The 23,420-nt window shown below is 50.9% G+C and carries 23 protein-coding genes and 1 tRNA gene; 18 read left to right on the forward strand and 6 right to left on the reverse strand.

The features are described from left to right. Positions 1–217 precede the first annotated feature (217 nt). The 3 genes from mazF to AC1W8Y_RS08235 form a co-directional block, all read right to left on the reverse strand. Positions 218–559 (reverse strand): endoribonuclease MazF, encoded by a 342-nt coding sequence (gene mazF, locus AC1W8Y_RS08225; protein ID WP_482013997.1) that lies wholly within the window; start codon positions 557–559, stop codon positions 218–220. Beyond that, positions 559–801: an AbrB/MazE/SpoVT family DNA-binding domain-containing protein gene (locus tag AC1W8Y_RS08230; protein ID WP_482013998.1), complete on the reverse strand. Its 243-nt coding sequence runs from the start codon at positions 799–801 to the stop codon at positions 559–561. Before AC1W8Y_RS08230 ends, mazF begins: the two co-directional genes overlap by 1 nt. Positions 802–926: 125 nt before the next feature. After that, positions 927–1,002 (reverse strand) — tRNA-Phe (locus tag AC1W8Y_RS08235). A 107-nt stretch (positions 1,003–1,109) separates the two neighbouring features. Between AC1W8Y_RS08235 and hemA the strand changes: the two genes are divergently transcribed. The 4 genes from hemA to grxD all read left to right on the forward strand — a co-directional run bounded on the left by hemA (position 1,110) and on the right by grxD (position 4,708). Next, positions 1,110–2,384 (forward strand): glutamyl-tRNA reductase, encoded by a 1,275-nt coding sequence (gene hemA / locus AC1W8Y_RS08240; RefSeq protein ID WP_482013999.1) that lies wholly within the window; start codon positions 1,110–1,112, stop codon positions 2,382–2,384. A 15-nt stretch (positions 2,385–2,399) separates the two neighbouring features. Beyond that, positions 2,400–3,482: a peptide chain release factor 1 gene (gene prfA / locus AC1W8Y_RS08245; RefSeq protein WP_482014000.1), complete on the forward strand. Its 1,083-nt coding sequence runs from the start codon at positions 2,400–2,402 to the stop codon at positions 3,480–3,482. Further along, complete coding sequence (prmC, locus tag AC1W8Y_RS08250; RefSeq protein WP_482014001.1) at positions 3,482–4,294, forward strand: peptide chain release factor N(5)-glutamine methyltransferase; 813 nt, start codon at positions 3,482–3,484, stop codon at positions 4,292–4,294. Before prfA ends, prmC begins: the two co-directional genes overlap by 1 nt. 87 nt (positions 4,295–4,381) lie before the next feature. After that, positions 4,382–4,708 carry a Grx4 family monothiol glutaredoxin gene (gene grxD, locus AC1W8Y_RS08255; RefSeq protein WP_482014002.1) on the forward strand — a complete coding sequence of 109 codons (327 nt, stop codon included), beginning with the start codon at positions 4,382–4,384 and terminating at the stop codon, positions 4,706–4,708. Here grxD and ttcA read toward each other — a convergent pair. From ttcA to AC1W8Y_RS08270, 3 genes are read right to left on the reverse strand one after another with little or no spacing between them, the layout of a single operon-like run. Further along, the gene (gene ttcA / locus AC1W8Y_RS08260) at positions 4,698–5,597 is read right to left on the reverse strand and encodes a tRNA 2-thiocytidine(32) synthetase TtcA (protein ID WP_482014003.1); all 900 of its coding nucleotides are present in this window, start codon (positions 5,595–5,597) and stop codon (positions 4,698–4,700) included. The genes grxD and ttcA overlap by 11 nt on opposite strands. Positions 5,598–5,599: 2 nt before the next feature. After that, positions 5,600–6,694, reverse strand: a complete 1,095-nt coding sequence (mnmH, locus tag AC1W8Y_RS08265) for a tRNA 2-selenouridine(34) synthase MnmH (protein WP_482014004.1) — start codon at positions 6,692–6,694, stop codon at positions 5,600–5,602. Next, the gene (locus AC1W8Y_RS08270; protein ID WP_482014005.1) at positions 6,687–8,480 is read right to left on the reverse strand and encodes a M61 family metallopeptidase; all 1,794 of its coding nucleotides are present in this window, start codon (positions 8,478–8,480) and stop codon (positions 6,687–6,689) included. Before AC1W8Y_RS08270 ends, mnmH begins: the two co-directional genes overlap by 8 nt. 46 nt (positions 8,481–8,526) lie before the next feature. Between AC1W8Y_RS08270 and AC1W8Y_RS08275 the strand changes: the two genes are divergently transcribed. The 14 genes from AC1W8Y_RS08275 (at position 8,527) to AC1W8Y_RS08340 (ending at position 23,364) form a co-directional block, all read left to right on the forward strand. After that, positions 8,527–9,303, forward strand: coding sequence for an enoyl-CoA hydratase (locus AC1W8Y_RS08275; protein ID WP_482014006.1), 777 nt, complete (start codon positions 8,527–8,529; stop codon positions 9,301–9,303). Positions 9,304–9,408: 105 nt separating this feature from the next. After that, complete coding sequence (locus tag AC1W8Y_RS08280; RefSeq protein ID WP_482014007.1) at positions 9,409–9,843, forward strand: ATP synthase subunit I; 435 nt, start codon at positions 9,409–9,411, stop codon at positions 9,841–9,843. 91 nt (positions 9,844–9,934) lie between these two features. Then, positions 9,935–10,816 carry a F0F1 ATP synthase subunit A gene (gene atpB, locus AC1W8Y_RS08285; protein WP_482014008.1) on the forward strand — a complete coding sequence of 294 codons (882 nt, stop codon included), beginning with the start codon at positions 9,935–9,937 and terminating at the stop codon, positions 10,814–10,816. A gap of 99 nt (positions 10,817–10,915) precedes the next feature. Continuing rightward, positions 10,916–11,158: a F0F1 ATP synthase subunit C gene (gene atpE, locus AC1W8Y_RS08290; RefSeq protein WP_106228321.1), complete on the forward strand. Its 243-nt coding sequence runs from the start codon at positions 10,916–10,918 to the stop codon at positions 11,156–11,158. Between the two features lie 136 nt (positions 11,159–11,294). Beyond that, on the forward strand, positions 11,295–11,765 hold the full coding sequence (locus AC1W8Y_RS08295) for a F0F1 ATP synthase subunit B (protein ID WP_482014009.1): 471 nt from the start codon (positions 11,295–11,297) through the stop codon (positions 11,763–11,765). 14 nt (positions 11,766–11,779) lie between these two features. Then, positions 11,780–12,331: a F0F1 ATP synthase subunit delta gene (locus AC1W8Y_RS08300; protein ID WP_482014010.1), complete on the forward strand. Its 552-nt coding sequence runs from the start codon at positions 11,780–11,782 to the stop codon at positions 12,329–12,331. Positions 12,332–12,361: 30 nt separating this feature from the next. Then, the gene (atpA, locus tag AC1W8Y_RS08305) at positions 12,362–13,903 is read left to right on the forward strand and encodes a F0F1 ATP synthase subunit alpha (RefSeq protein ID WP_482014011.1); all 1,542 of its coding nucleotides are present in this window, start codon (positions 12,362–12,364) and stop codon (positions 13,901–13,903) included. A 102-nt stretch (positions 13,904–14,005) separates the two neighbouring features. Next, on the forward strand, positions 14,006–14,911 hold the full coding sequence (gene atpG, locus AC1W8Y_RS08310) for a F0F1 ATP synthase subunit gamma (protein WP_482014012.1): 906 nt from the start codon (positions 14,006–14,008) through the stop codon (positions 14,909–14,911). Between the two features lie 54 nt (positions 14,912–14,965). After that, positions 14,966–16,366: a F0F1 ATP synthase subunit beta gene (atpD, locus tag AC1W8Y_RS08315; RefSeq protein WP_482014013.1), complete on the forward strand. Its 1,401-nt coding sequence runs from the start codon at positions 14,966–14,968 to the stop codon at positions 16,364–16,366. Between the two features lie 9 nt (positions 16,367–16,375). Then, positions 16,376–16,801 (forward strand): F0F1 ATP synthase subunit epsilon, encoded by a 426-nt coding sequence (locus tag AC1W8Y_RS08320; RefSeq protein ID WP_482014014.1) that lies wholly within the window; start codon positions 16,376–16,378, stop codon positions 16,799–16,801. 196 nt (positions 16,802–16,997) lie between these two features. Then, positions 16,998–17,786, forward strand: coding sequence for a helix-turn-helix domain-containing protein (locus AC1W8Y_RS08325; protein WP_482014015.1), 789 nt, complete (start codon positions 16,998–17,000; stop codon positions 17,784–17,786). 39 nt (positions 17,787–17,825) lie between these two features. Next, positions 17,826–18,905, forward strand: a complete 1,080-nt coding sequence (gene hemE, locus AC1W8Y_RS08330; protein ID WP_482014016.1) for a uroporphyrinogen decarboxylase — start codon at positions 17,826–17,828, stop codon at positions 18,903–18,905. A gap of 324 nt (positions 18,906–19,229) precedes the next feature. Then, the gene (locus AC1W8Y_RS08335; protein ID WP_482014017.1) at positions 19,230–21,323 is read left to right on the forward strand and encodes a primosomal protein N'; all 2,094 of its coding nucleotides are present in this window, start codon (positions 19,230–19,232) and stop codon (positions 21,321–21,323) included. After that, a complete protein-coding gene (locus AC1W8Y_RS08340) occupies positions 21,313–23,364 on the forward strand; it encodes a UvrD-helicase domain-containing protein (RefSeq protein WP_482014018.1) in 2,052 nt (683 codons plus the stop codon). The genes AC1W8Y_RS08335 and AC1W8Y_RS08340 overlap by 11 nt, the downstream gene beginning before the upstream one ends. The last annotated feature ends 56 nt before the right edge of the window (positions 23,365–23,420 follow it).

Below are 23,420 nucleotides of genomic sequence, written 5' to 3' on the forward strand. Positions count from 1 at the left end.
CGACGTGTGGCTTGTGAGTTTTATGGAATACGATATGGGATACTTTGATTTGGAGTCTCACAGGGTACAAGCCTTGGAGAACCCATTCGGCCCCAAAGTGTTAACTATGTGACCGGTACAAACTGTAAACCATGTGTCCAGAACGGACCTAGTGTTTCTTGGTGGCCCGGGGCGGAATCGAACCACCGACACAAGGATTTTCAATCCTTGTGCCGAATTAATCGATAGATAGCAGAGCTTTGATATTTTCACGTACTCGCTTGAGTTGAGCGGCAGTGATTTTGGATTTGAATTTGGCTTTGCGTTCTCGCCAGTCTAATGACTTAACCTGATCAGATAAAACGACGCTAGTTGTCTTGCCGATTTCCACTTCAACTTCGAAAGGGTAACCTTTTGTTTTAGTTGAAAGCGGGCAACAAACAGCCAGGCTAACCTTTTCATTGTAAACAGCTGGGCTTAGTACCAAGGCTGGTCGATGCCCTGCTTGTTCTCGACCGGCTTGAGGATCAAATTCAAGCCAAATAATATCTCCCGCCTCGGGAACATAAGATTTAGGCACTAAAGGATCTCCTTGCCGGCTGGGCGACCGAAGCTTTCTTCAGCATGGATATTGTCAGGAGTAATACCTGCTAATAAATCCTCAAGGCGAGTTCGTTTAGGTGCAATAGGCTCGATAATGATTTTCCCCTTAAGCACATTTATATTGACTGCCTGATCCACAGTTAGTTGAGCTAATTCCATGATCGAACTAGATATTCGCAATGCAGGGCTATTGCCCCATTTTTTGATGGTTGCTTGCATAGCATGCTCCTAATGTTTCTACATTGTAGATACATGTGGAAAATGAGTCAATGCTAGAAACATCCAGTTACAGACCCACAAAAGCAAAAACCCCAGCGCATCAACGCAGGGGTTTTCAAATCAGATGGTGGCCCGGGGCGGAATCGAACCACCGACACAAGGATTTTCAATCCTCTGCTCTACCGACTGAGCTACCAGGCCACATGAAGGGCGTAAGTGTACATGAAATCTGAGGCAGTTGCATCGAGCTCGCATCCATCGGGTAATGCGACCTATAATAGCGCTCCAACTTGTTCAACTGGCTTGGTATGACGGTCGATGTTCTTGCGCTAGGGTTAAACCATGTCTCTGCACCGGTCTCGGTTCGCGAGCGTGTGTCTATGCCCGAAGACTTAGTGAGACCGGCCTTGAATGCTTTGAGAGAGGCCTTCGGTGGCGCTGTGAAAGAAGCAGCCATCCTCTCGACCTGTAATCGCACAGAGCTTTACTGTGCGGCAGAGCCTCAGGTCGCAGACCAGCTACCCGCGTGGATGGCGAGTTTTAATCAAATCGAGGCAGGCGATTTAAAACCTCATATTTATTTGCTCAACAAAGATCGTGCCGTGCGCCACGCCTTTCGAGTTGCCAGTGGGTTGGATTCGATGGTGCTGGGCGAACCTCAAATTCTGGGGCAAATGAAAGACGCAGTTCGCGCCGCCGAAGAAGCGGGTGCGCTGGGCACCCTGCTGCATCAGATGTTTCAACGCACCTTCTCTGTGGCGAAAGAAGTTCGATCGACGACTGCGATTGGTGCTCAGTCGGTGTCGATGGCCGCGGCAGCTGTAAAACTCGCCGAGCGCGTGTTCGGTGATCTCAAGCGATCGCGTGTCCTGTTTATCGGTGCGGGTGAAATGATTGAGCTGTGTGCCACCCATTTTGCCGCTCGCGAACCGCTTCATCTTGTCGTGGCCAATCGCACCGCAGAGCGTGCCGAAGTATTGGCTGAGCGCTTCGCTGCCACCACGATGAAGCTCGCCGATGTCCCTGATTGTTTGGCAGAATTCGACGTTGTGGTTTCCTGTACGGCCAGCACCTTGCCAATCCTGGGCCTTGGGATGGTAGAGCGTGCCACCAAGTTGCGGCGGCGCAAGCCCATTGTCATGGTTGATTTGGCGGTGCCCCGTGATATTGAGCCTGAAGTCGCCCGCTTGGATGATGTCTACCTTTATTCGGTGGACGACTTGGGTGCCGTTGTTCAGTCGGGCAACGAAGCTCGTCAGGCTGCCGTGTTTCAAGCTGAAGCGATCATTGACAGCCGTGTATCGAACTTCATGCACTGGATGCAACAACGCGCAAACGTCCCAATCATTCGAGATCTGCAAGCCTTTGCACAATTGGTTCAAATCGCTGAGCTTGAGCGTGCAAAGCGACTGCTGGCTAAAGGTGATTCGCCCGAGGCAGTGTTAGAGCAACTTGCTCACGGTCTGACACAAAAATATTTGCACGGCACATTGGCTGCGCTGCACCACAGCGAAGATGCCGAGCGCCAGCAATTGCTGTCGTGGTTGCCTCGTTTATTCCCTCTCGGTAAAGGCCGCCGTTAGCGGCGCTACTCCCCCATGAAAGCATCTATGCGTGCTCGTCTCGAGCACATTTCTCGTCGTTTGATCGATATTGACGCGATGTTATCCGAGCCAGATTCGGCAGGTGACATGGGTCAATTTCGTAAATTGTCACGTGAGCGATCTGAGATTGAGCCTGTTGTCAGAGCGTTCGAGCTGTTCGAGACTGCCGAAGCTGACCTGCAAGGCGCCAAAGAAATGCTGGATGATCCCGACATGAAAGCCATGGCGTTGGATGAAATCGAAGATTGCAAACAGAGAATCGAAAATCTCGAAGCCGAACTGCAATTACAGCTGCTCCCCAAAGACCCCGACGACGGTCGAAGCGTGTTCTTGGAGATTCGAGCTGGCACGGGTGGTGATGAGAGCGCGTTGTTTTCAGGTGACTTGCTACGGATGTACAGCCGCTATGCTGAACAACGCGGTTGGAAAGTCGAACTCATGTCAGAAAGCCCTTCAGAACTCGGTGGCTATAAAGAAGTGATCGTCCGTCTGGACGGCGAGGGGGCGTACGGCAGGCTCAAGTTTGAATCGGGTGCCCACCGCGTACAGCGCGTGCCGGCAACCGAAGCGCAAGGCCGAATCCACACGTCTGCCTGCACGGTAGCTGTCATGCCTGAAGCTGACGAGGCAACAGATATCGTGATTAACCCCAGCGAGCTTCGCATTGATACCTTTCGCGCCAGTGGGGCAGGGGGTCAACACATTAACAAAACTGATTCTGCCGTGCGAATCACCCACTTGCCCACTGGTTTGGTCGTTGAGTGCCAGGACGACAGGTCGCAGCACCGCAACAAAGACAAAGCGATGCAAGTGTTGGCCGCACGGCTCAAAGATAAAGTCACCCGTGAGAGACAGGATAAGGAAGCCGCGCAACGTAAAAGCCTGGTTGGCTCAGGCGATCGTTCTGAGCGGATCCGTACCTATAACTTTCCACAAGGACGGATGACCGATCATCGGATCAATCTGACGCTCTACAAGTTAGGTGCCATCATGGAAGGGGATCTTGACGAGCTCACCAATGCGTTGATTGCAGAACATCAAGCTGAATTGTTGGCAGCGTTGGGTGATGACATCTGATGCAAACGGTTCAGACATTGTTGCTGATGTCTGGTTTGCCCAGACTAGAAGGCCGCATGTTGCTCGAATTTGTTCTCGAAAAGCCTCGTTCTTGGCTGCTGGCGCACGACGCCGACCCTTTGCCGGCAGAGATAGCTTCTGCCTTTTTGTCGCTTGCGGCTAAAAGGCGCCAAGGTGAGCCGATGGCTTATTTGATTGGTCAGCGAGAATTCAGAGGGCATATGCTACAAGTGTCGCCGGATGTGCTGATCCCGCGTCCCGACACCGAGTTGCTGGTAGAGGTTGGGCTAACCGCCGTTGATACCTGCCAGGCTATCTCCCTACTAGACTTGGGTACAGGTAGTGGTGCTGTCGCGATTTCAATCGCGCTCGCTCGCCCAGATCTCAGGGTCACAGCGACGGACCTCAGCAGCAAAGCCCTCATCATGGCGCAAACGAACGCGCAATCGCTTGGCGCAAAGATTCAGTGGTGGCAGGGCGATTGGTATGAAGCCCTACCGTCAGAAGGGCGATTTGATGTGATTGTGTCCAACCCGCCGTATATTGCTGCTAATGATGACCATTTGTCGCAAGGGGACTTGAGATTTGAGCCGCCTCAAGCGCTGACCGATGGGGCGGATGGCTTGACCGCTATTGCCGTCATTATTGCTGGTGCACCTCAACGGCTCGCTGCCGGTGGCTACCTCTGGTTAGAGCATGGCTACAACCAGCATAGCGCAGTGCAGGATTTGTTGCGCAGCGCCGGTTTTCAGGGGATTGAAACCCATCGTGACTTGGCCGGTCAACCGCGTGTTACGGGGGGCACTTTGTAATAATATGTATCAAAATCTCTGGTTCTTCATAGCAACATATTGAATTCAGATCATTTAAACGCAATCACTTTTATTTGTAGGTAGATCATGAGCGACGTCCAAACTTTTATTCGCGAAACAGTTGAAGGGCACCCCGTTGTGCTGTTCATGAAAGGCACAGCACAAGCGCCCCAATGCGGTTTTTCTGCCAAGGCCATTCAGATGTTGAAAGAAAGTGGCGTCACCAAACTGGTGACAGTCAATGTCCTCGAAGACGAAGAAGTTCGCCAAGGGATTAAGACCTATTCACAATGGCCGACTATCCCACAACTCTATATCAAAGGCGAATTCATCGGCGGGTCTGACATCATGACAGAGATGGATCAGGCAGGTGAACTCAAACAAGCGCTCGAGCAAGCTGGCGCTACCGTTTAAACAACGCCGCTATCGAGATCGTTTTTTCACCCGAGTCAACTGACGTCAGCTCGGGTGGATCAAATGCGGTATCCCCCTCTGGATTAGTGTTGCCGTCTGGCTTTAATCCTTCAAAATTGAACAAGTTCCTATCCATTAAATGTGATGGAGCAATGTTCGACAGTGATTTAAAAACATTCCAGGCCCTGCCTGGATATTTTTTGTCCCAGTCCGCCAACATTCGCGAGACCTCTTGACGCTTGAGATTCTCTTGTGATCCGCACAAATCACAGGGGATGATAGGGAAGTTTTTTAGGGTTGCGTAAGCGATCAGGTCTGCCTCGGGCACATAGGCCAACGGTCGAATGACGGTGTTGACCCCATCGTCTGAGATCAGCTTTGGTGGCATCGCTTTGAGCTTGGCACCGTAAAACATATTCAAAAAAAACGTTGCCAGGATGTCATCGCGGTGATGTCCCAGCGCAATCTTCGTTGCCCCCAGCTCTTTGGCCACTCGGTAGAGAATGCCGCGGCGTAAGCGTGAACATAATGAACAGGTCGTTTTGCCTTCGGGAATCAGGCGCTTAACGATCGAATACGTATCACGCGTCTCAATATGAAACGGAATGTCGCGCGCCCTTAAGTAATTCGGTAGCACCTCGGCGGGAAATCCTGGTTGCTTCTGATCTAGATTGACTGCGACGATGTCGAAATCAATCGGTGCGCGTTCGCGTAATGCCAACAGGATGTCCAGCATCCCATACGAGTCTTTGCCGCCAGAGACGCAAACCATGACTCGGTCGCCAGCTTCAATCATGTTGTAGTCGACAATCGCCCGACCAACCTCTCGCGTGAGTCGTTTGAATAGTTTGTTTTGATCGATCCGCTGTTTCTCGGTGATGACCGTCATCTTCAATAGCTCATGCGCTTAAAGTAATGAATAACTTCGTTGAGATCGCCTTCGAAAATAATCCTCGAGGCTTTGCTCTCTCGCTGGTGGGTGTACATGGGATCGTAGTATTCGGTTAACAGCGGTTTGATCCAGAGCCGATGCGCAGCAATCTCACCGGTGTCGTGCTGGATGCGCAATGCGTCTTTCATGGCTGATTCTAGCCTCGAGTGGCGCTCTCCGCCTAAGCGTTTGTATAAGTTACTTAAGCTCTCAATGAGTCTAGAAGAGAACGCCTCGAAACCTAACTCGGGGCCAAGTAAATACGTGAACTGAGACCCGAGATCTTCGACGTAATCGCTCAAGATGCGCTCAGTGCGTGCTTCTGTTGACTCAACGACCCAAACAAGCGGACTGACGTTCATGGCGTCACGCATGGGGATAGGCAAAGCACACTTACCAATCAACCGAGATTCATCCTCAACGGCTATCCTTGTTATCCCTCGGGCATGCAACTTGAGCAGGTCGATCGCCAGCTGATTATCAAAGTTGATTTGGGCTGGCTGTTCAGTCGCATGTTTGCCAAAACTTGAACCTCGGTGATGTGCCAGCTTTTCAAGATCAACTGCTGCATCTAGTGCATGAATGATTTTTGTTTTGCCGCTGCCGGTGAGGCCTGCGACTAAGGTGAATTGCGATTGTTCGATGGTTTGTTGCAATGACTCGATGAGAAATCCCCGCATCGCTTTATAGCCACCAATAATCCGTGGATATTCGATGCCAGCTTCTTTGATCCACTGCTGCGAAATTCGCGATCGTAGACCTCCTCGAAAACAATACAAGTACCCATGCGGGTTTTTTCGCACGAACGCCAGCCATAGCGCGACCCGGTGGTCTTTTGTTGCACCAGAGACCAGCTGATGACCCAATTTAATGGCGTGATCCTGGCCGGCTTGTTTGTATCTGAGACCGACTTGATGGCGTTCTTCATCATTCATCAAAGGCAGGTTGACCGATTCGGGAAAGGCGCCTTGCGCAAATTCCACTGGTGCGCGAACATCCAATAGCGGTACCCCGCTCAGCAGGATGTTTTTGAAATCCCCGCTATCTTCACGCATGCGACGTTGCCTCTTTCACCACCTTCAACACACAATCGACGTTTAACGGCGCAGCAAGTTCGACAGTAAATTCGCGAAGCTCGTCACGCCGAAATACATGAACGCGCACTTGCTCACCGGGTTGATAGGCCGACAGTAACGTATCAAGCGCTGCTGGGTTGGCGTCTACCTTCAGTCCATCAACAGCAATGAGTGCATCCTGCGCAGATAGACCGGCCCGGTGCGCTGCGCCGTGTTCGAAAACGGTGGCGATAATGAGTTGCTCGCCTTGTTTGCGAACGCGTATGTTGAAGGTGGGGATGTCATTTGGCTTTTGCCATGTTAAAGCAATGCCTTGCGAGGCAAACAAGGGTTTTAGCTCGACGTCGTCGGTGCTATACGCCCAACGGTTGATTTCATCTGAGACGTCGACGCCGGTTGCTTCACGCACGAGTCGGGCAAACGCCTTTTCGTCAATTCCACGACCTGTATTGGTATAGAAATCTCTGCCAAATTGCCGCCACAGAGCACGCATGACATCATCGAGGCTACGAAGATTTGCGCTTTCGTGACGGATTTTTAGATCCAGACCCAGCGCAATCAGTGCACCCTTCGAGTAGTAACTAATGAGCGCGTTGGGCGAGTTTTCGTCTTGTTTGTAATAACGTGTCCAGGCATCGAAAGAGCTCTCTGCCACAGATTGCTTGTGGCGACCAGGCGTTGCCAACACTGAGCTGATTTGTTTGCCCAGCGCAGTCAAATAATCTGCTAACGAGACAATGCCACTTCTCAATAAAAATAATTCGTCGTAGTAAGACGTAAAACCTTCAAAGATCCAAAGCAGTTGAGTATGGTTTTCACGGTTGAGTTTGTAGGGGACGAAAACAGCCGGCTTAATCCGCTTGACATGCCATGTGTGAAAGTATTCATGACTCACGAGTCCTAGAAACGTTGTATAGCCAGCAGGTGCCTTCGCCTGGCCTATCACTGGGAGATCTTTGCGGGAGGCGATCAGCGCCGTTGACGCACGGTGTTCAAGGCCGCCGTAGCCATCGCCAACGACTGTCGTTAGAAAGACATATTTTGATGCACTGTCTAAAAATGGTGCCAGTGCGGTCTCTGGTTCAAAAAAACGGATCTGCGCCTCACAGATCTTTTTGACATCTGCGCTAATCCGCTTGAGGTCGAGGTTAGGGCTGACCCCAGTAAAAACCATTTCATGCTCGGACCCACAGGCTTTGAAGCGGCTTACCTGGGGCAGCCCCATCTCAATCGGGTGGTCAATGAGGGCATCGTAGTTAGCGGCTCGGTAACGCGGCGTCAATGACCGAGCGCTTGTGGGGTCGACTGGCAAGATCTGCGGCAGACTTGTATAGACCTTCCAGTTTCCTCCCGGATGCTGCAATCCCCCGATGGTGAGCTGACAAGGCGCCGATTCTTTGCCCTTCGCCAACAGAAAGACGCTTGTGCCATTAACAAAACCGTGCGTCTCGTCCAGATGTGCACCACGAACGGATAAATCCCACGCGTAAACAACGATGTTGATCAGAAGCGATCCCTGACACGGGGCTGCCTGCCACGTATGATTATCAAGCTTAGTCATTGCAAGTTGCCGTCGACCGCTTTGTGCTGAGATGGTCTCGATTTGCCGAGCAAAGTCACGGATAAGATAGCTGCCGGGAATCCAGGCGGGCAAGGACACAATTTGGCCTTTAGGGTCCGGATCCGGGATGGTCATTGTGACGTTGAAGCGATGACCGGCTCGGTCGAAAGGAACTAAGTTGTAAAGTATGGGCTTGAGTTTCATATCGCTATGTTATTTCACATTTTTCTAATCACAACTGGAGCAGACAATGAGTGAAGCATTAATTCTGACTGAAACCCGTGGTCGCGTAGGATTGATCACCCTGAACCGACCCAAGGCACTGAATGCCTTGAACAATCAGTTAATGGACGAGCTCGGCCTTGCCTTGCTGGCATTTGACGCGACGGATGATATTGGTGCAATCGTGATAACGGGCAGCGAAAAGGCGTTTGCCGCAGGCGCTGACATTGGCGCCATGAAAGATTGGACATTCATGGATGTCTATAAAGACGATTACATTTCACGTAATTGGGAAACCATCAAACGTGTCCGCAAACCCGTTATCGCCGCGGTCGCGGGCTATGCCTTGGGTGGTGGCTGTGAACTCGCCATGATGTGTGACTTCATTATTGCTGCCGATACTGCCAAGTTTGGGCAGCCAGAGATCAAGTTAGGCGTCATTCCTGGTGCAGGTGGTACTCAGCGGTTACCGCGCGCGGTGGGTAAAGCCAAAGCAATGGACATGTGTTTGACCGGCAGGATGATGGATGCCACTGAAGCAGAGCGGTCAGGGCTCGTGTCCAGAGTCGTGGCTGCCGACAAGATGCTTGAAGAGGCCATTGAAGCAGCCACAATCATTGCCGGCATGTCGCTGCCCTCAGCCATCATGGCGAAAGAAAGTGTCAATCGCGCCTATGAATCGGGCCTAGCCGAGGGGGTTCTATTTGAACGACGCAACTTTCACGCTTTATTCGGCTCAGCCGATCAGCAAGAGGGGATGGCGGCTTTTGTCGAGAAGCGTAAGCCTGTTTTCACACACCGATAGCGTTCAGACGCTGTGGCGTAGGGGTAATCTCGTCGGCCTGTTTGCGGTGTGGTGAAAAAATCCGCTATACTCCCGTGGCTTTCCGCTAGTCGACTGGATATCAACATGATGGCGCTGCCTAATGTTACGAACGAGCAGCTTACTCCCGTCATCAAAAGTCAAGTTGATCAGCGGGCGAGGCGAGATCTGCTAAAGGTCGTATCGGGGCAGGCCGTTGTTGGTCTGCTTTTGGTTGTCTTAGTCGCTAGTTTTGCTGGCTACAATGCAGGGCTTTCCGCTTTGGCAGGGTTTGGTGCCTATTTCGTTCCCAATACCTTGTTCGCATTGCGCTTGTTGCTTGGCACCTACACTGCCAAGGGTTCTGACCCTTTGGTGTTTTTTGTGGGTGAGTTTGCCAAAGTGTTGAGCGCCTTGGTGTTGTTGTTTTTAGTAGGGCGGTTCGGTGGTGATCGCGTACAGTGGTTATATGTAGTGATTGCATTGATCGCAACACTAAAGTCTTATGTTGTGGTGATGTGCGTTGAGGGTATCAAGCGGTAAAGGGGTAGGTGGGTTAAGTGGCTGCCCACGATTAGTTCCTAGCGCCTGATGATTCGGGTTTTGTCCTTGGCCAGTTTTCTTTGAGTTCATTATGTCTGCTTCCGGTGAAGTGTCTCCCCAAGCTGAGTACATCCAGCATCATTTAGTCCATTTCAATAATATCGGCGAAAAGCAAAAAATCATCGCCGATTTTTCAGTCGTCAATTACGACTCGATTTTCTGGTCGAGTGCGATGGGTCTCTTGTTTCTGTTGGCGATGTGGCTCGTGGTGCGCGCCGTTACTGCCGGCGTGCCAGGTCGCTTCCAAAGTGCCGTCGAAATGCTGGTCGAGATGGTCGACACGCAAGCAAGAAGCATTGTTCCCAGCGAAGAGACTCGCAAATTCGTGGCCCCGCTGGCGCTGACTGTCTTTGTATGGATCGCTTTGTTGAATACGTTGGATTTGGTTCCCGTTGATTTGCCAGGTACCGTGATACACATGTTGGGCCTTGGCCATCATCATGGTGATCCCCTGTATTTTCATCGTATTTTGCCTACCGCTGACCTTAATATCACGTTGGGTATGTCGCTTGGCGTGCTTCTGTTGATGCTCTTTTACGGGATGAAAATCAAGCATCCTCTTGGTTTTGTCAAAGAGTTGTTTACTGCCCCATTTCACGGTCATGGCATCGCTGCTGTTATTCTGGCGCCAGTCAATTTTTTGCTCAACCTGATCGAATACGCTGCAAAATCAGTCTCCCTCGGGATGCGACTGTTCGGTAACATGTTCGCCGGTGAACTTGTATTCATGCTGATTGCGTTGCTCGGTGGTGCCTGGACAGGTTTCAATGCGATGAGCATTGGTCTGGGTATCGGGCAGATTGTTGCCGGCTCTGTGTGGGCCCTATTCCATATCATGATCATTTTGTTACAAGCTTTTATTTTTATGATGCTGACGCTGGTTTATGTAGGTCAGGCTCACGAAGGTCACTAATTCAGATGGTGGGATGAAATACCCTCATTCGCTGAATATAGGTGTTGTAGTTTTTATTTTTAATTTTCTGTTTTTATAGATACTAAACAAGGAGTTGTCATGTCCAACGTCGCATTAGTTGCTCTTGCTTGCGGTTTGATCATCGGTCTGGGTTCACTTGGTGCGTGTATCGGTATCGCCATGATGGGTGGTAAATATCTTGAAGCATCTGCTCGCCAACCAGAATTGATGAATGCCCTGCAAACCAAGATGTTCTTGCTGGCTGGTCTGATTGACGCTGCATTCTTGATCGGTGTGGGTATCGCCATGTTGTTCGCTTTTGCGAACCCATTCGGCGCCTAAGTTCGAGAAGTGTGTGTCGGCCTCAAGGGGTCGACAATCGTGCCTCAGATTTATGAGATAAGTCTGATGGTTTTTGGGTAGGCGTTTTGTCCGTTTTCAAAATAGACAAAACCCATGTTGTGAAAGGGAAGCGACCGTGAATCTGAACGCGACGATCTTTTTCCAGATGATCGTGTTCTTTATTTTGGGCTGGGTCACGATGAAATTCATCTGGCCACCCCTGATAAAGGCAATCGACGAACGACGCCATAAAATTGCTGATGGTCTGGCAGCTGCCGAAAAAGGCAAGGCTGATTTGGCTCAGGCACAGGCTCGTATTGGTCTGATGGAGGCATCTGCCAAATCTGAGTTACATACTCGGATAACTGATGCTGAGAAGCACGGGGCTCAAATTGTCGAGCAAGCACGTGCTGAAGCTGAAGCTGAGAGGGCAAGAATTGTTGCTCAAGCTAAACAGGATGCTGCCCAAGAAGTGCAGCGTGCCCGTGATGCTTTACGCAATGATGTCGCCAATCTGGCGGTCAAAGGGGCCGAACAGATTTTGAAGCGTGAAGTAAACGCAAGTGCACATGCTGAGTTGCTCGCGCAACTGAAAGCAGAGCTTTAATATTCGGGATCAAAATGGCAGAACTCTCCACCGTTGCCCGCCCCTATGCTGAAGCGCTGTTTGCGGCGGCGAATCACGACAAGGCGAAGCTCGAAGCCTGGGCTCAACAAATCAAGGTTTTGGCAGATATTGCCGAAATGCCTGATGTGAAGGACACGATAGGGGATCCTCGTATCGAGGACGCCCAGCGCGGTAGCATTCTACTCGGTGTCAGTGCTGGTTTGACCAAAGCAAAAGTGGATCAAGCGGTTCATAACTTTATTGATCTGCTGGTCGCAAATGACCGGTTGTTGTTATTGCCTCAAATTTCTGTGCAATTTCGTGCGCTGAAAGATAAGGCTGAGGGCATTGCAGAGGCGATCATTTCGAGTGCCTTCCCAATGTCTGATGAGCAAGTGGCCGATTTGATCAAACTACTAGAACCAAAGTTTGGCTTGAAGCTCAAGCCCCACGTCATCATTGACGCCTCCCTGATCGGTGGTGTCCGTGTGGTGGTGGGTGATCAAGTACTCGATACATCCGTGCAAGCCCAGCTTCAGCGCATGCGCGACAAGCTGGCGGCATAACGCCGGTCTAAAGATTTCAGGAGTCTGAACATGCAACTTAATCCATCAGAGATCAGCGAACTACTAAAGAACCAGATCGAAGGTCTGGGTACTTCGTCTGATATTCGTACTCAAGGTACTGTCGTGTCGGTGACCGATGGTATTACCCGTATTCATGGTCTGTCTGACGTGATGCAAGGCGAGATGCTTGAGTTTCCTAACAACGTTTTCGGCTTGGCGCTGAATCTTGAGCGTGACTCTGTCGGCGCCGTGATTTTAGGTGACTACACGAGCATTTCAGAAGGCGATCCAGTCAAAGCCACTGGTCGTATTCTGGAAGTGCCTGTGGGCCCAGAGCTGCTTGGTCGGGTTGTCAATGCGCTTGGCGTGCCGATTGATGGCAAAGGTCCAGTTAACGCAAAAGAAACTGACATCATCGAAAAAGTTGCGCCAGGGGTGATTGCTCGTCAATCAGTGTCGCAACCTTTGCAAACGGGTCTTAAGTCCATCGATTCGATGGTGCCAATTGGCCGCGGTCAGCGTGAATTGATTATTGGTGACCGTCAGACGGGTAAGACAGCCGTTGCAGTTGATGCCATCATCAACCAAAAAGGCAAAGGCGTGAAATGCGTCTACGTCGCTATTGGTCAGAAAGCGTCAACCATCAATAACGTTTTACGCAAACTCGAAGAGTTTGGCGCGATGGAGTACACCGTTATCGTCGCGGCGACAGCCTCTGACTCAGCTGCGATGCAGTACTTGTCGGCGTACGCTGGTTGCACGATGGGTGAATACTTCCGTGATCGTGGCGAAGATGCTCTGATTGTTTATGATGATTTGACTAAGCAGGCAATCGCTTATCGCCAGGTATCACTGTTATTGCGCCGACCCCCAGGTCGCGAAGCCTACCCTGGCGATGTGTTCTATCTGCACTCACGCTTGCTTGAGCGTGCCGCACGTGTCAATGAAGCGTATGTCGAGAAATTTACCAATGGTGCCGTTAAAGGCAAAACTGGTTCATTGACGGCGTTACCTATCATCGAAACCCAAGCTGGCGACGTTTCCGCCTTCGTGCCGACTAACGTGATTTCAATCACTGACGGTCAGATCTTCCTTGAGACAGACTTGTTTAACGCTGGTGTTCGTCCAGCCATTAATGCAGGTATCTCGGTCTCACGCGTGGGCGGTGCCGCTCAAACCAAGATTGTTAAAAAGCTGTCTGGTGGTATTCGTACTGACTTGGCCCAGTATCGCGAGTTGGCTGCGTTTGCGCAATTTGCTTCTGATCTCGATGACGCAACGCGTCGTCAGTTAGAGCGCGGTAAACGTGTGGTTGAGCTGTTAAAGCAACCGCAGTATCAGCCACTGCAAGTCTGGGAGCTCGGCGTTATTTTGTTCGCCGTCAATAACGGCTACTTGGATGATGTTGAAGTGTCGCAAGTGTTGGCGTTTGAGAAGGGGATTAAAGACCACCTCAAAGCCAAACACGCTGATTTCATTCAACGTGTCGAGAGCTCAAAAGAGTTGTCGAAAGACGACGAAGCTGAATTGGTTGCTGCCTTGCAAGAGTTTAAAAAGCACGGTAGCTATTAAGGAACCCGCTATGGCGATCGCCTCGGCTCTGGTAAAGCAGGTCGAGGCCTAGCAAGGCAGATGGTCTGATACCTGCTTGGCAGGGCTGACACAGGAAGCGAAATGGCAGGAATCAAGGAAATCCGTACCAAGATCAAGAGCGTACAAAATACGCGCAAGATCACCAAGGCCATGGAGATGGTGGCTGCATCGAAAATGCGTAAAGCGCAGGATCGGATGCGAGCTGGTCGTCCCTATGCCGAAAAAGTTCATGCAATGGCTGGCCGACTGATGGACGCCACGCCTGATTATCATCACCCTTTCTTGACTGAGCGCGAGCTTAAAAATGCAGGGGTAGTGGTTGTCACCTCAGATAAAGGTCTTTGCGGTGGTTTGAATACGAACATCATGAGACTGGTGTTGTTACGCTTGCGTGAGTTCACCGAGAAAGGCATTGGTTGCCAGTTCACGGCTTTTGGTAACAAAGGCTTGGGGACTTTAACCCGTATCGATGCGAAGGTTGTGTCTCAAGAAACTCAATTGGGGGATGTTGCCTCACTGGACCGTTTGATTGGTGGGCTTAAAGTACAGCTAGATGCCTATCTCGACGGAAAAATCGACGCCCTTTATTTAGCGACGAACCGCTTCGTTAATACGATGAAGCAAGAGCCTGTTTTTATTCGGTTATTGCCGTTACCTGGGAAGTTGGCTGATCCGTATTCGGTTTTTACCGGAACAGCAGCGAATACAGAAAAATTGCAGCCGAATCACGGCTGGGATTATTTGTACGAACCTGACTCAAAGGCAGTTATCGATGAGTTACTGCAACGGTATGTCGAGGGTTTGGTGTACCAGAGTGTCGCAGAAAGCATGGCTTCAGAGCAGTCTGCGCGGATGGTGGCCATGAAAGCCGCCTCTGACAATGCTAAGAAAGTGATTGGCGATCTTCAACTTGTCTATAACAAGACACGTCAGGCCGCTATCACCAAGGAAATTTCAGAAATCGTGGGGGGGGCCGCAGCTGTCTAGTTATTTAGACATCTGTCAGGTATCCCATCAGTTAGTTATATTTAAGGAACAGACATGAGCAACGGAAGCATCGTTCAGTGCATCGGCGCCGTGGTGGATATTCAGTTTCCCCGCGATCAAATGCCTAATATTTATGAAGCCCTCAAACTGACGGACGAAACATCTCCGTTTGCAGAAAAAGGTTTGACGTTTGAAGTGCAGCAACAGTTGGGCGACGGTGTCGTTCGTACGATTGCTCTCGGTTCAAGCGATGGTTTACGCCGCGGAATGAGTGTCGCAAAGACCGGCGCACCGATTTCTGTACCCGTTGGGATCGGCACGCTGGGCCGAATCATGGACGTGCTAGGTCGCCCAATCGATGAAGCTGGTCCGATCGCAGGTGATGAATTGCGCGCCATTCACCAACCAGCGCCGAAATTTGACGAACTGTCTCCTTCCGTTGAGTTGCTAGAAACCGGCATTAAGGTGATTGATTTGGTTTGCCCCTTTGCAAAAGGCGGTAAGGTCGGTCTGTTTGGTGGCGCAGGCGTTGGCAAGACCGTCAACATGATGGAACTCATCAACAACATTGCTAAGCAGCATAGCGGTTTATCAGTGTTTGCTGGTGTCGGTGAGCGTACACGTGAAGGCAACGACTTCTATCACGAGATGGAAGAGTCGAACGTTCTTGACAAAGTGGCCATGGTGTTTGGTCAGATGAACGAGCCACCAGGCAACCGTCTTCGTGTTGCATTGACTGGCTTGACGATGGCAGAGAAGTTCCGCGATGAAGGTCGCGATATCCTGTTCTTCGTCGACAATATTTACCGCTATACCTTGGCAGGTACTGAAGTATCAGCGCTGCTCGGGCGTATGCCTTCCGCGGTGGGTTATCAGCCAACCTTGGCCGAAGAAATGGGTGTGCTTCAAGAGCGTATTACGTCTACCAAGACCGGTTCGATTACCTCGATTCAAGCCGTCTACGTGCCAGCCGATGACTTGACCGATCCATCACCAGCAACAACCTTCCAGCATTTGGATTCGACGGTTGTGTTGTCGCGTGACATCGCTGCGTTAGGTATTTATCCAGCCGTTGATCCGCTCGATTCAACCAGCCGTCAATTGGATCCGCACGTGGTGGGCGAAGAGCATTACAACGTCGCCCGCGGCGTACAGCAAACGCTTCAACGTTACAAAGAGCTGCGAGACATTATTGCCATTCTCGGCATGGATGAATTGTCTCCTGAAGACAAGCTGTCTGTGTCACGTGCACGTAAGATTCAACGCTTCTTGTCACAGCCGTTCCATGTCGCTGAAGTCTTCACGGGTTCACCTGGCAAATATGTTCCTTTGTCAGAAACGCTGCGTGGCTTCAAGATGATTGTTTCAGGTGAATGTGATGCGTTGCCTGAGCAGGCCTTCTACATGGTCGGTTCGATCGACGAAGCCTTCGAAAAAGCCAAGAAAATCCAATAAGGAATCCCTATGGCCAGCTTGAAAGTGGATGTCGTCAGTGCTGAGAAGTCTTTGTTCTCTGGCGAGGCCAAGTTTGTTGCGTTGCCGGGTGAGTCGGGTGAGTTGGGTATTTTGCCTGGCCACACCCCTCTCATTTCCCGGATTCGTCCTGGCACAGTGCGGATTGTGCTTGCCGACGACACTGAGGAAGCGATTTTTGTCGCAGGTGGTTTGCTTGAAGTGCAGCCTGGCCATGTGATGGTTCTGTCCGACACGGCAATTCGTGCCGGGGATCTTGATGAAGCAAAAGCATTAGCTGCCCGTCAAAAGGCCGAAGAATCGCTGCGCACCGCAACAGACAAAGCCACCATTGCTGTGGTGGAGGCTGAATTGGCAATGCTTGCCGCTCAAGCTCACGCAGCAAGGCGTTACGCAGAGCACAAGTCTTCGCACTAAGACAGATAATGAAACAAACCGATCTTCTCTGGATTGGTTGATAAAAGAACACGCCAAGGCGTGTTTTTTTATGCGCTGAGTGATCCAAACCGCTCGACCCAAACTGCTATCGTGGTTCTCCGGGCTCGTTGATTCCGAATACATCATTTATCGCGCAGGCCCTAGTCTTGAGTTTTTTCAAGATTAAGGATTTAACATGCGTCAACTCATCGATTGTGCTGTTCTCAAGTTGTCCGCTCACGAAGACTGGCTGCCAGGGGTTTTGCAGGATGCCACTGCGGCGATGGCGCGTATCAATTTACACGAACTTACCTGGGAGCAGCAGGCAATTCACACCACGTCAATGACCAGCTTGTTGCCCGAGAGTCAGGTGTTGTTACCGACGACTTATCTGGCCCAGCAGGCCGTCAGTTTGCGAAGGTATGACGTATGTCTATTGCCCGTCTCGCATGCAACACTTGCCTGGTCTAGGTTGACCCTCGCGAGTATCCCGCGGGGCCCGTTCACCCCATTGATGGGTATCTTCAATCAGCTTAAGTCCGCCGCGATGCAAGATCTTATGGATTTTGGGTTGGCAGACTTCATCAGAACACCGATTTGCCCAGACGAGTTCAGAGCAAGGATGCTGACACTTGCCGCCAGAATGCCAAAGCCAGTGACTCTGAGAGAGCAAGCGCCTGATGCAATGACGCCGAGCCTGTCGTATCGGCTTCAAATGACGAGCGCAAGGCCTCTAGCGAACTATACAGGGGTGGCGAGAATCATCAAGCATCAACAAACTAGACACGAATCGTTTCGAACAGCCAAATCTTTGATCGTGGATGAGTTCGAGCGAACTTATATCACCCGTGCGCTCAACAAACACCGTGGCAACATCGCCATGGCGGCACGTTTCTCAAGCAAGCACCGACGTGCCTTCTGGGCGCTGATGCGCAAGCATAAAATCGATGCGAATGACTTCCGACCAGATGCCTCGGCAGAGTAAACTACGGCGGCTCACCCTTGCTCACCTAAAAGGATATTTGTGCCTCACGTTGCGCTAAAAAACGATGTATTTTTGCGAGCATTAAATCGCAAATCTGTCCCCTACACCCCTGTGTGGTTGATGAGACAAGCGGGAAGGTACTTGCCCGAGTACAACGCAACGCGTTCGCGCGCGGGTAGTTTTATGGGGCTCGCAACCAACCCCGATTATGCTGCTGAAGTGACTTTACAGCCCTTAGATCGCTACGATCTGGATGCCGCCATCCTATTTTCAGACATACTGACAGTGCCAGACGCGATGGGGTTGGGGCTTTCGTTTGCCCAAGGCGAAGGCCCCAGGTTCGCGCATCCAGTTCGAGATGAAAGCGATGTGGCAAAGTTGGCTGTTCCCGATCTTGAAAAACTACGCTATGTCTTCGATGCAGTCAGCACCATTCGTCGAGCGCTGAACGGTCGAGTCCCGTTGATTGGTTTTGCGGGTAGCCCGTTCACCATTGCCTGCTACATGGTCGAGGGTAAAGGTAGTGACGATTATCGGTTGATCAAAACCATGTTGTACGCTCGGCCCGATCTACTCCATCGTATTCTAAGTATTAACGCTGAGACGACGGCGCGTTATCTGAATGCGCAGATAGAGGCCGGGGCTCAAGCTGTGATGATCTTTGATAGTTGGGGGGGGGTATTAGCAGATGATTTATTTCAAGAATTTTCTCTAGCATACACACAACAGGTGGTTGCGCAGTTAACCCGTGAGGTGGATGGGCAGAAAGTACCCGTGATCGTCTTCACAAAGGGTGGAGGGCAATGGTTGAGCCAAATCGCTAACATCGGATGCGACGCAGTTGGGCTTGACTGGACGGTAAATCTGTCGATGGCCAGAAAACTGGTGGGCGAGAAGGTTAGCTTGCAGGGCAATCTTGACCCGATGACCTTGTTTGGGGGTGAGATGGCCATCAGAAAAGAGGTCCGTCGCGTGCTCCAGTCATTTGGGCACACCAACAACGGTGGGCATATCTTTAATCTGGGGCATGGCATCTCTCAGTACACACCCCCAGAAGCCGTCGCATGGCTGGTTGATGAAGTGCATTCATTTAGTGCGGATTTTCACCTATCTATGTAAAAAATGGTAGAAACAGAGCATCGCTTGGTCAACGCTTTCTAATTTTGGTGCAAATACGGTTCAAGTTGTACACAACTAATTGGTATATAGGGAAATCCCTGTATTCAGTGAGTCAACATTTAACAAGTATTAGTAACTTATTGAATTTAATAAATAGTTTTGTTTTTATAACCGCAACTGCCATTTGCCAAACCTCTTGACAAGCCTGTCAGCCTATTAGAATTTACAATTGTCCCCAAAGTTATCCACAGCCGCCACTTGATCCTTCTGATTTCAAAGCACCGGTTGTAGTTAGGACAAACTCCGAGAAACTACTTTAACTTTATGGTCAATATTGCGTCTGAGACTGATTCAACGGTTATCGAGTTGACACACTGGATCCGTGTCGTTTTGGACATCCCCCTGCCTGGACCGTTCGACTATAAATGGTTCAAACCAATCGATATCGGCACCAGAGTGATCGTCAATTTTGGTCGACGAAAATTGATTGGCGTAGTCGTTGATAACCCAAGCGAACCCGATTACGACCCGAAACTGATTAAATCCATAGAGCAGGTGCTCGACGATACTGTACCGATCAGCCAAGATTGGTTGAAATTTGCAGCGTTTGCCGCTGATTATTATCAAAGACCGCTCGGTGAAGTCGTGCTTCCGGCACTGCCTGCCCCGCTAAGGCGGGTTGCGTCCTATCAAGGCAAGCGCTCAAACGGTGGCCCGGTGGCGCGCTTAGACGCACGAAAAAAAACCCAACCGCAACAGCAAGCGTCAACCTCTGCGCCCGAACTCAACCACGAACAGAAGCAAGCCGTTGAGGCAATCGCGGCTACCACGGGTTTCAAGGCCTTTCTGCTTTATGGCATCACGGGCAGTGGCAAAACAGAGGTATATCTTCACGCGGCGGCCAAAGTATTGGATATGGGGTCACGAGTGCTTTTACTCGTTCCAGAGATCAATTTGACACCCCAGTTTGAGCAATCGTTGAGACAGCGACTTGAGCCGGTTGCAGGGCCAGATGGCGTCGTCGTGCTACACAGCGCATTGTCGGATGGTGAGCGGATGCAGGCATGGCTGCGTGTTGAGCGTGGCCAAGCGAAGATTGTTCTGGGGACGCGGCTATCGATTTTTGCACCGATTGCAAACTTAGGGCTGATCGTCGTTGACGAAGAACATGACGCTTCCTATAAGCAACAGGATGGGCTGCGATATTCCGCCAGAGACCTCGCCGTATGGCGCGCAAACGATCTGAATATCCCTGTGGTGTTGGGCTCTGCGACCCCATCGCTTGAATCGTGGGTTCACGCCGAAAAGGGTCACTACCGTCGCCTTGACCTCACACAAAGGGCAAGGGAAGTGACCTTGCCAACGGTGCGTTTGGTAGACACGCGTCGATTAAAAATGGATCATGGCTTATCGCCTCATCTGATTGAGGCGATGAAAGTTCGCTTGGCAAACAATGAGCAGGTGCTAATTTTTCTCAACCGTCGCGGGTATTCTCCCGCGTTGCATTGCAACTCCTGCGGATGGGTGAGCCAATGCACTCGGTGCACGACGTTTACGGTGTTACACAGAGTCACTTCAGGTAAGCATCAGTTGCACTGCCATCACTGTGGGCTTCAACAACGCGTGCCCAGTGCATGCCCTGATTGCGGCGATCAAGATCTACAACCGATGGGTCGAGGAACTCAGCGAATTGAAGAACATTTGTCTGAGCTGTTCGCCCCGGCGCGAGTTCTGCGAATTGATGCAGATAGCACCCGCAAAAAAGGCAGTGCAAAGGCCCTGTTTGAAAGTGTTCATGCCGGAGAGGTAGATATTTTGGTGGGAACACAGATGGTCGCCAAGGGGCATGACTTTGCGAATTTGGGTTTGGTGGGGGTTTTAAATGCAGATGCGATGTTGTTTTCGCAAGACTTCAGAGCACCTGAACGGCTATTCGCACAATTGATGCAAGTATCTGGTCGCGCTGGCCGACACACCGGCCACGGCGAGGTCATTGTGCAGACAGGGTATCCCGAGCAAGCTGTTTATCAGGCGCTCGTTAGACATGACTATGCGGGTTTCGCCCGATTCACGATGCGTGAGCGAGAGGCTGCGATGCTTCCTCCCTTTTCCTATCAGGCGCTATTGAGTGCAGAGGCAAACGACTTAAATGTGGCGCTTTCTTTTCTTGGCGTTGCGCGTGATGCTGCCAGTCAATGGTCAGATGACCACTTGGGCGAAGGCAAAATCACGTTATACGATCCTGTCCCTTTGAGGATCGTTCGAGTCGATAACGTCTGCCGCGCTCAGTTATTGATTGAGAGTACACATCGTCCGTCATTGCAGGCCTTACTGAAGAATTTCATGCCCTTGGTGGCTGCCTTGCCAGAAGCACGCAAGGTTCACTGGCAACTTGAAGTTGATCCCCTTGAAATCTGATCTATCCCACTTAAATCCGGCACAGAGGCAAGCCGTGCTCTATCTCGACGGGCCGGCCTTGGTGTTGGCTGGTGCCGGCTCTGGAAAGACCCGTGTCATTACCCAAAAGATAGGCTATTTGATTCGCGACTGTGGCTATCAAGCGAGAGGCATTGTTGCGCTCACATTCACTAACAAAGCTGCCCGAGAAATGGAGGAGCGGGTCAAGTTAATGATGGATCCCGCCTTAACGAAAGGGGTGACGATTAGCACCTTTCATTCGTTGGGCGTGCGCATCCTGCGTGAAGAAGCGATTCACGCAGGGCTCAAGCAACAGTTCTCGATATTAGACTCAGACGATGCTTTCGCCATCGTTCAGGATTTGCTGGCGACGACCGACAAAGGGCGCATCCGAGCCGTACAACAAACCATCTCGCTCTGGAAAAACGCATTGGTGGATCCCGACGAAGCGGCTAAGCTTGCAACGACACCCAATGAAATAGAGGCAACTCGTGTTTACCGAAGTTACAACGCGACCTTAGCTGCCTATCAGGCGGTTGACTTTGACGATCTCATTGCAGTGCCTGCCAAAATATTTGAACAGCACGAATCAGTCCGAGACAAATGGCAAACGCGAGTCAAGTACTTGCTGGTCGATGAGTATCAAGATACAAACCTTTGCCAATATCGGCTCGTGCAACTGCTCACAGGCCCCCGTGCCATGTTCACGGCAGTTGGCGATGACGATCAGGCAATTTACGCTTGGCGTGGGGCAACCATTGAAAATCTGGCCAACCTAACAAAAGATTATCCGACCATTCAAGTCATCAAGCTTGAACAAAATTACCGATCTAGTCAACGAATTCTGGCCGCTGCCAATCAGGTCATCGCCAATAACCCGAAGCTCTTTGAAAAAAAATTGTGGTCAGAGCACGGGACAGGCGAGGCCATCAGTGTTGTCGTCATGGACGACGAGCAGACTGAGGCTGAAAGTGTTGCGATGAAAATATCCGCCTCGCGATTTGAGAAACAAGCGCAATGGCGCGATTTTGCCGTGCTCTATCGAGGCAATCATCAAGCGCGTATTGTCGAGCAAGCCATGAGAAACCTTCGCATCCCCTACACAATTTCAGGTGGACAGAGTTTCTTCGACAAAGCTGAAGTCAGGGATATCTTGGCGTATTTGCGTCTGATCGCAAATGATGCCGATGACCCAGCTTTTATTCGGGCGGCCACCACACCAAAAAGAGGGATTGGTCAGGCGACCTTGCAGACCCTCGGGCAATACGCTGGCATGCGGGGTATTTCATTATTTGAGGCTTCCTTTGAAATCGGTATTGAATCGAAACTTCTCGCCAGACAACTCGAACCGCTGCGAACGTTTGGTGAGTTCATCAACCGGATACAGTATCGTGCCGGTAAAGTAGCAGCGGGTGAAGCGGTCAGACCTGCTGAGGCGGCTGACATCATTTTGGATGATCTACTTGCAGCAATCGATTACGAGCGCTATCTATACGACACCTTCGATGAGAAGCCGGCTCAATCTCGCTGGCAAAATGTGCTTGAGTTGATCAACTGGCTCAAGCGTAAGGCGCAAGAAGACCACATGGGTCTGTTTGATTTAGTGCAACATGTTGCCTTAATCACGATGTTAGAGCGCAGCGATGACAAAGACCCAGACGCGGTTAAGTTATCAACGCTTCACGCTTCCAAAGGCCTAGAGTATCCCCACGTTTATCTGCTGGGCGTAGAAGAGGGGCTGTTGCCACACATGGGTCGAGATGATGAGGAAATCGATCCAGCCAAAGCGGCGGATATTCTCGTTGAACGTGTTCAAGAAGAACGGCGGTTGATGTATGTCGGTATCACCAGAGCACAGCGAAGCTTACATTTGAGTTGGTGCAAGAAACGCCGGCGCGCACGTGAAGACGTGAGCCGTGATCCCTCACGCTTTATCGCCGAAATGGGCCTCAGTGAACTTGTTGCCAATCAAGCACCGGCCGAAACGATGAACCCACGGGCGCGGTTGGACATGCTGAAATCTTTACTTAAGAAAACCTAGTCAACTTTTGTCAGCGTCGCAGGTAAATGGAAACCAACGGCAGTGTTAGCCTCGGT

This window comes from Jezberella sp., assembly GCF_964834465.1.

Bases quoted from the DNA above. Each gene is read 5' to 3' on its own strand.
- AC1W8Y_RS08230 (WP_482013998.1), bottom strand. From the start codon at position 801: ATGCAAGCAACCATCAAAAAATGGGGCAATAGCCCTGCATTGCGAATA.
- hemA (WP_482013999.1), top strand. From the start codon at position 1,110: ATGACGGTCGATGTTCTTGCGCTAGGGTTAAACCATGTCTCTGCACCG.
- prfA (WP_482014000.1), top strand. From the start codon at position 2,400: ATGAAAGCATCTATGCGTGCTCGTCTCGAGCACATTTCTCGTCGTTTG.
- prmC (WP_482014001.1), top strand. From the start codon at position 3,482: ATGCAAACGGTTCAGACATTGTTGCTGATGTCTGGTTTGCCCAGACTA.
- grxD (WP_482014002.1), top strand. From the start codon at position 4,382: ATGAGCGACGTCCAAACTTTTATTCGCGAAACAGTTGAAGGGCACCCC.
- ttcA (WP_482014003.1), bottom strand. From the start codon at position 5,597: ATGACGGTCATCACCGAGAAACAGCGGATCGATCAAAACAAACTATTC.
- mnmH (WP_482014004.1), bottom strand. From the start codon at position 6,694: ATGCGTGAAGATAGCGGGGATTTCAAAAACATCCTGCTGAGCGGGGTA.
- AC1W8Y_RS08270 (WP_482014005.1), bottom strand. From the start codon at position 8,480: ATGAAACTCAAGCCCATACTTTACAACTTAGTTCCTTTCGACCGAGCC.
- AC1W8Y_RS08275 (WP_482014006.1), top strand. From the start codon at position 8,527: ATGAGTGAAGCATTAATTCTGACTGAAACCCGTGGTCGCGTAGGATTG.
- AC1W8Y_RS08280 (WP_482014007.1), top strand. From the start codon at position 9,409: ATGATGGCGCTGCCTAATGTTACGAACGAGCAGCTTACTCCCGTCATC.
- atpB (WP_482014008.1), top strand. From the start codon at position 9,935: ATGTCTGCTTCCGGTGAAGTGTCTCCCCAAGCTGAGTACATCCAGCAT.
- atpE (WP_106228321.1), top strand. From the start codon at position 10,916: ATGTCCAACGTCGCATTAGTTGCTCTTGCTTGCGGTTTGATCATCGGT.
- AC1W8Y_RS08300 (WP_482014010.1), top strand. From the start codon at position 11,780: ATGGCAGAACTCTCCACCGTTGCCCGCCCCTATGCTGAAGCGCTGTTT.
- atpA (WP_482014011.1), top strand. From the start codon at position 12,362: ATGCAACTTAATCCATCAGAGATCAGCGAACTACTAAAGAACCAGATC.
- atpG (WP_482014012.1), top strand. From the start codon at position 14,006: ATGGCAGGAATCAAGGAAATCCGTACCAAGATCAAGAGCGTACAAAAT.
- atpD (WP_482014013.1), top strand. From the start codon at position 14,966: ATGAGCAACGGAAGCATCGTTCAGTGCATCGGCGCCGTGGTGGATATT.
- AC1W8Y_RS08320 (WP_482014014.1), top strand. From the start codon at position 16,376: ATGGCCAGCTTGAAAGTGGATGTCGTCAGTGCTGAGAAGTCTTTGTTC.
- AC1W8Y_RS08325 (WP_482014015.1), top strand. From the start codon at position 16,998: ATGCGTCAACTCATCGATTGTGCTGTTCTCAAGTTGTCCGCTCACGAA.
- AC1W8Y_RS08335 (WP_482014017.1), top strand. From the start codon at position 19,230: ATGGTCAATATTGCGTCTGAGACTGATTCAACGGTTATCGAGTTGACA.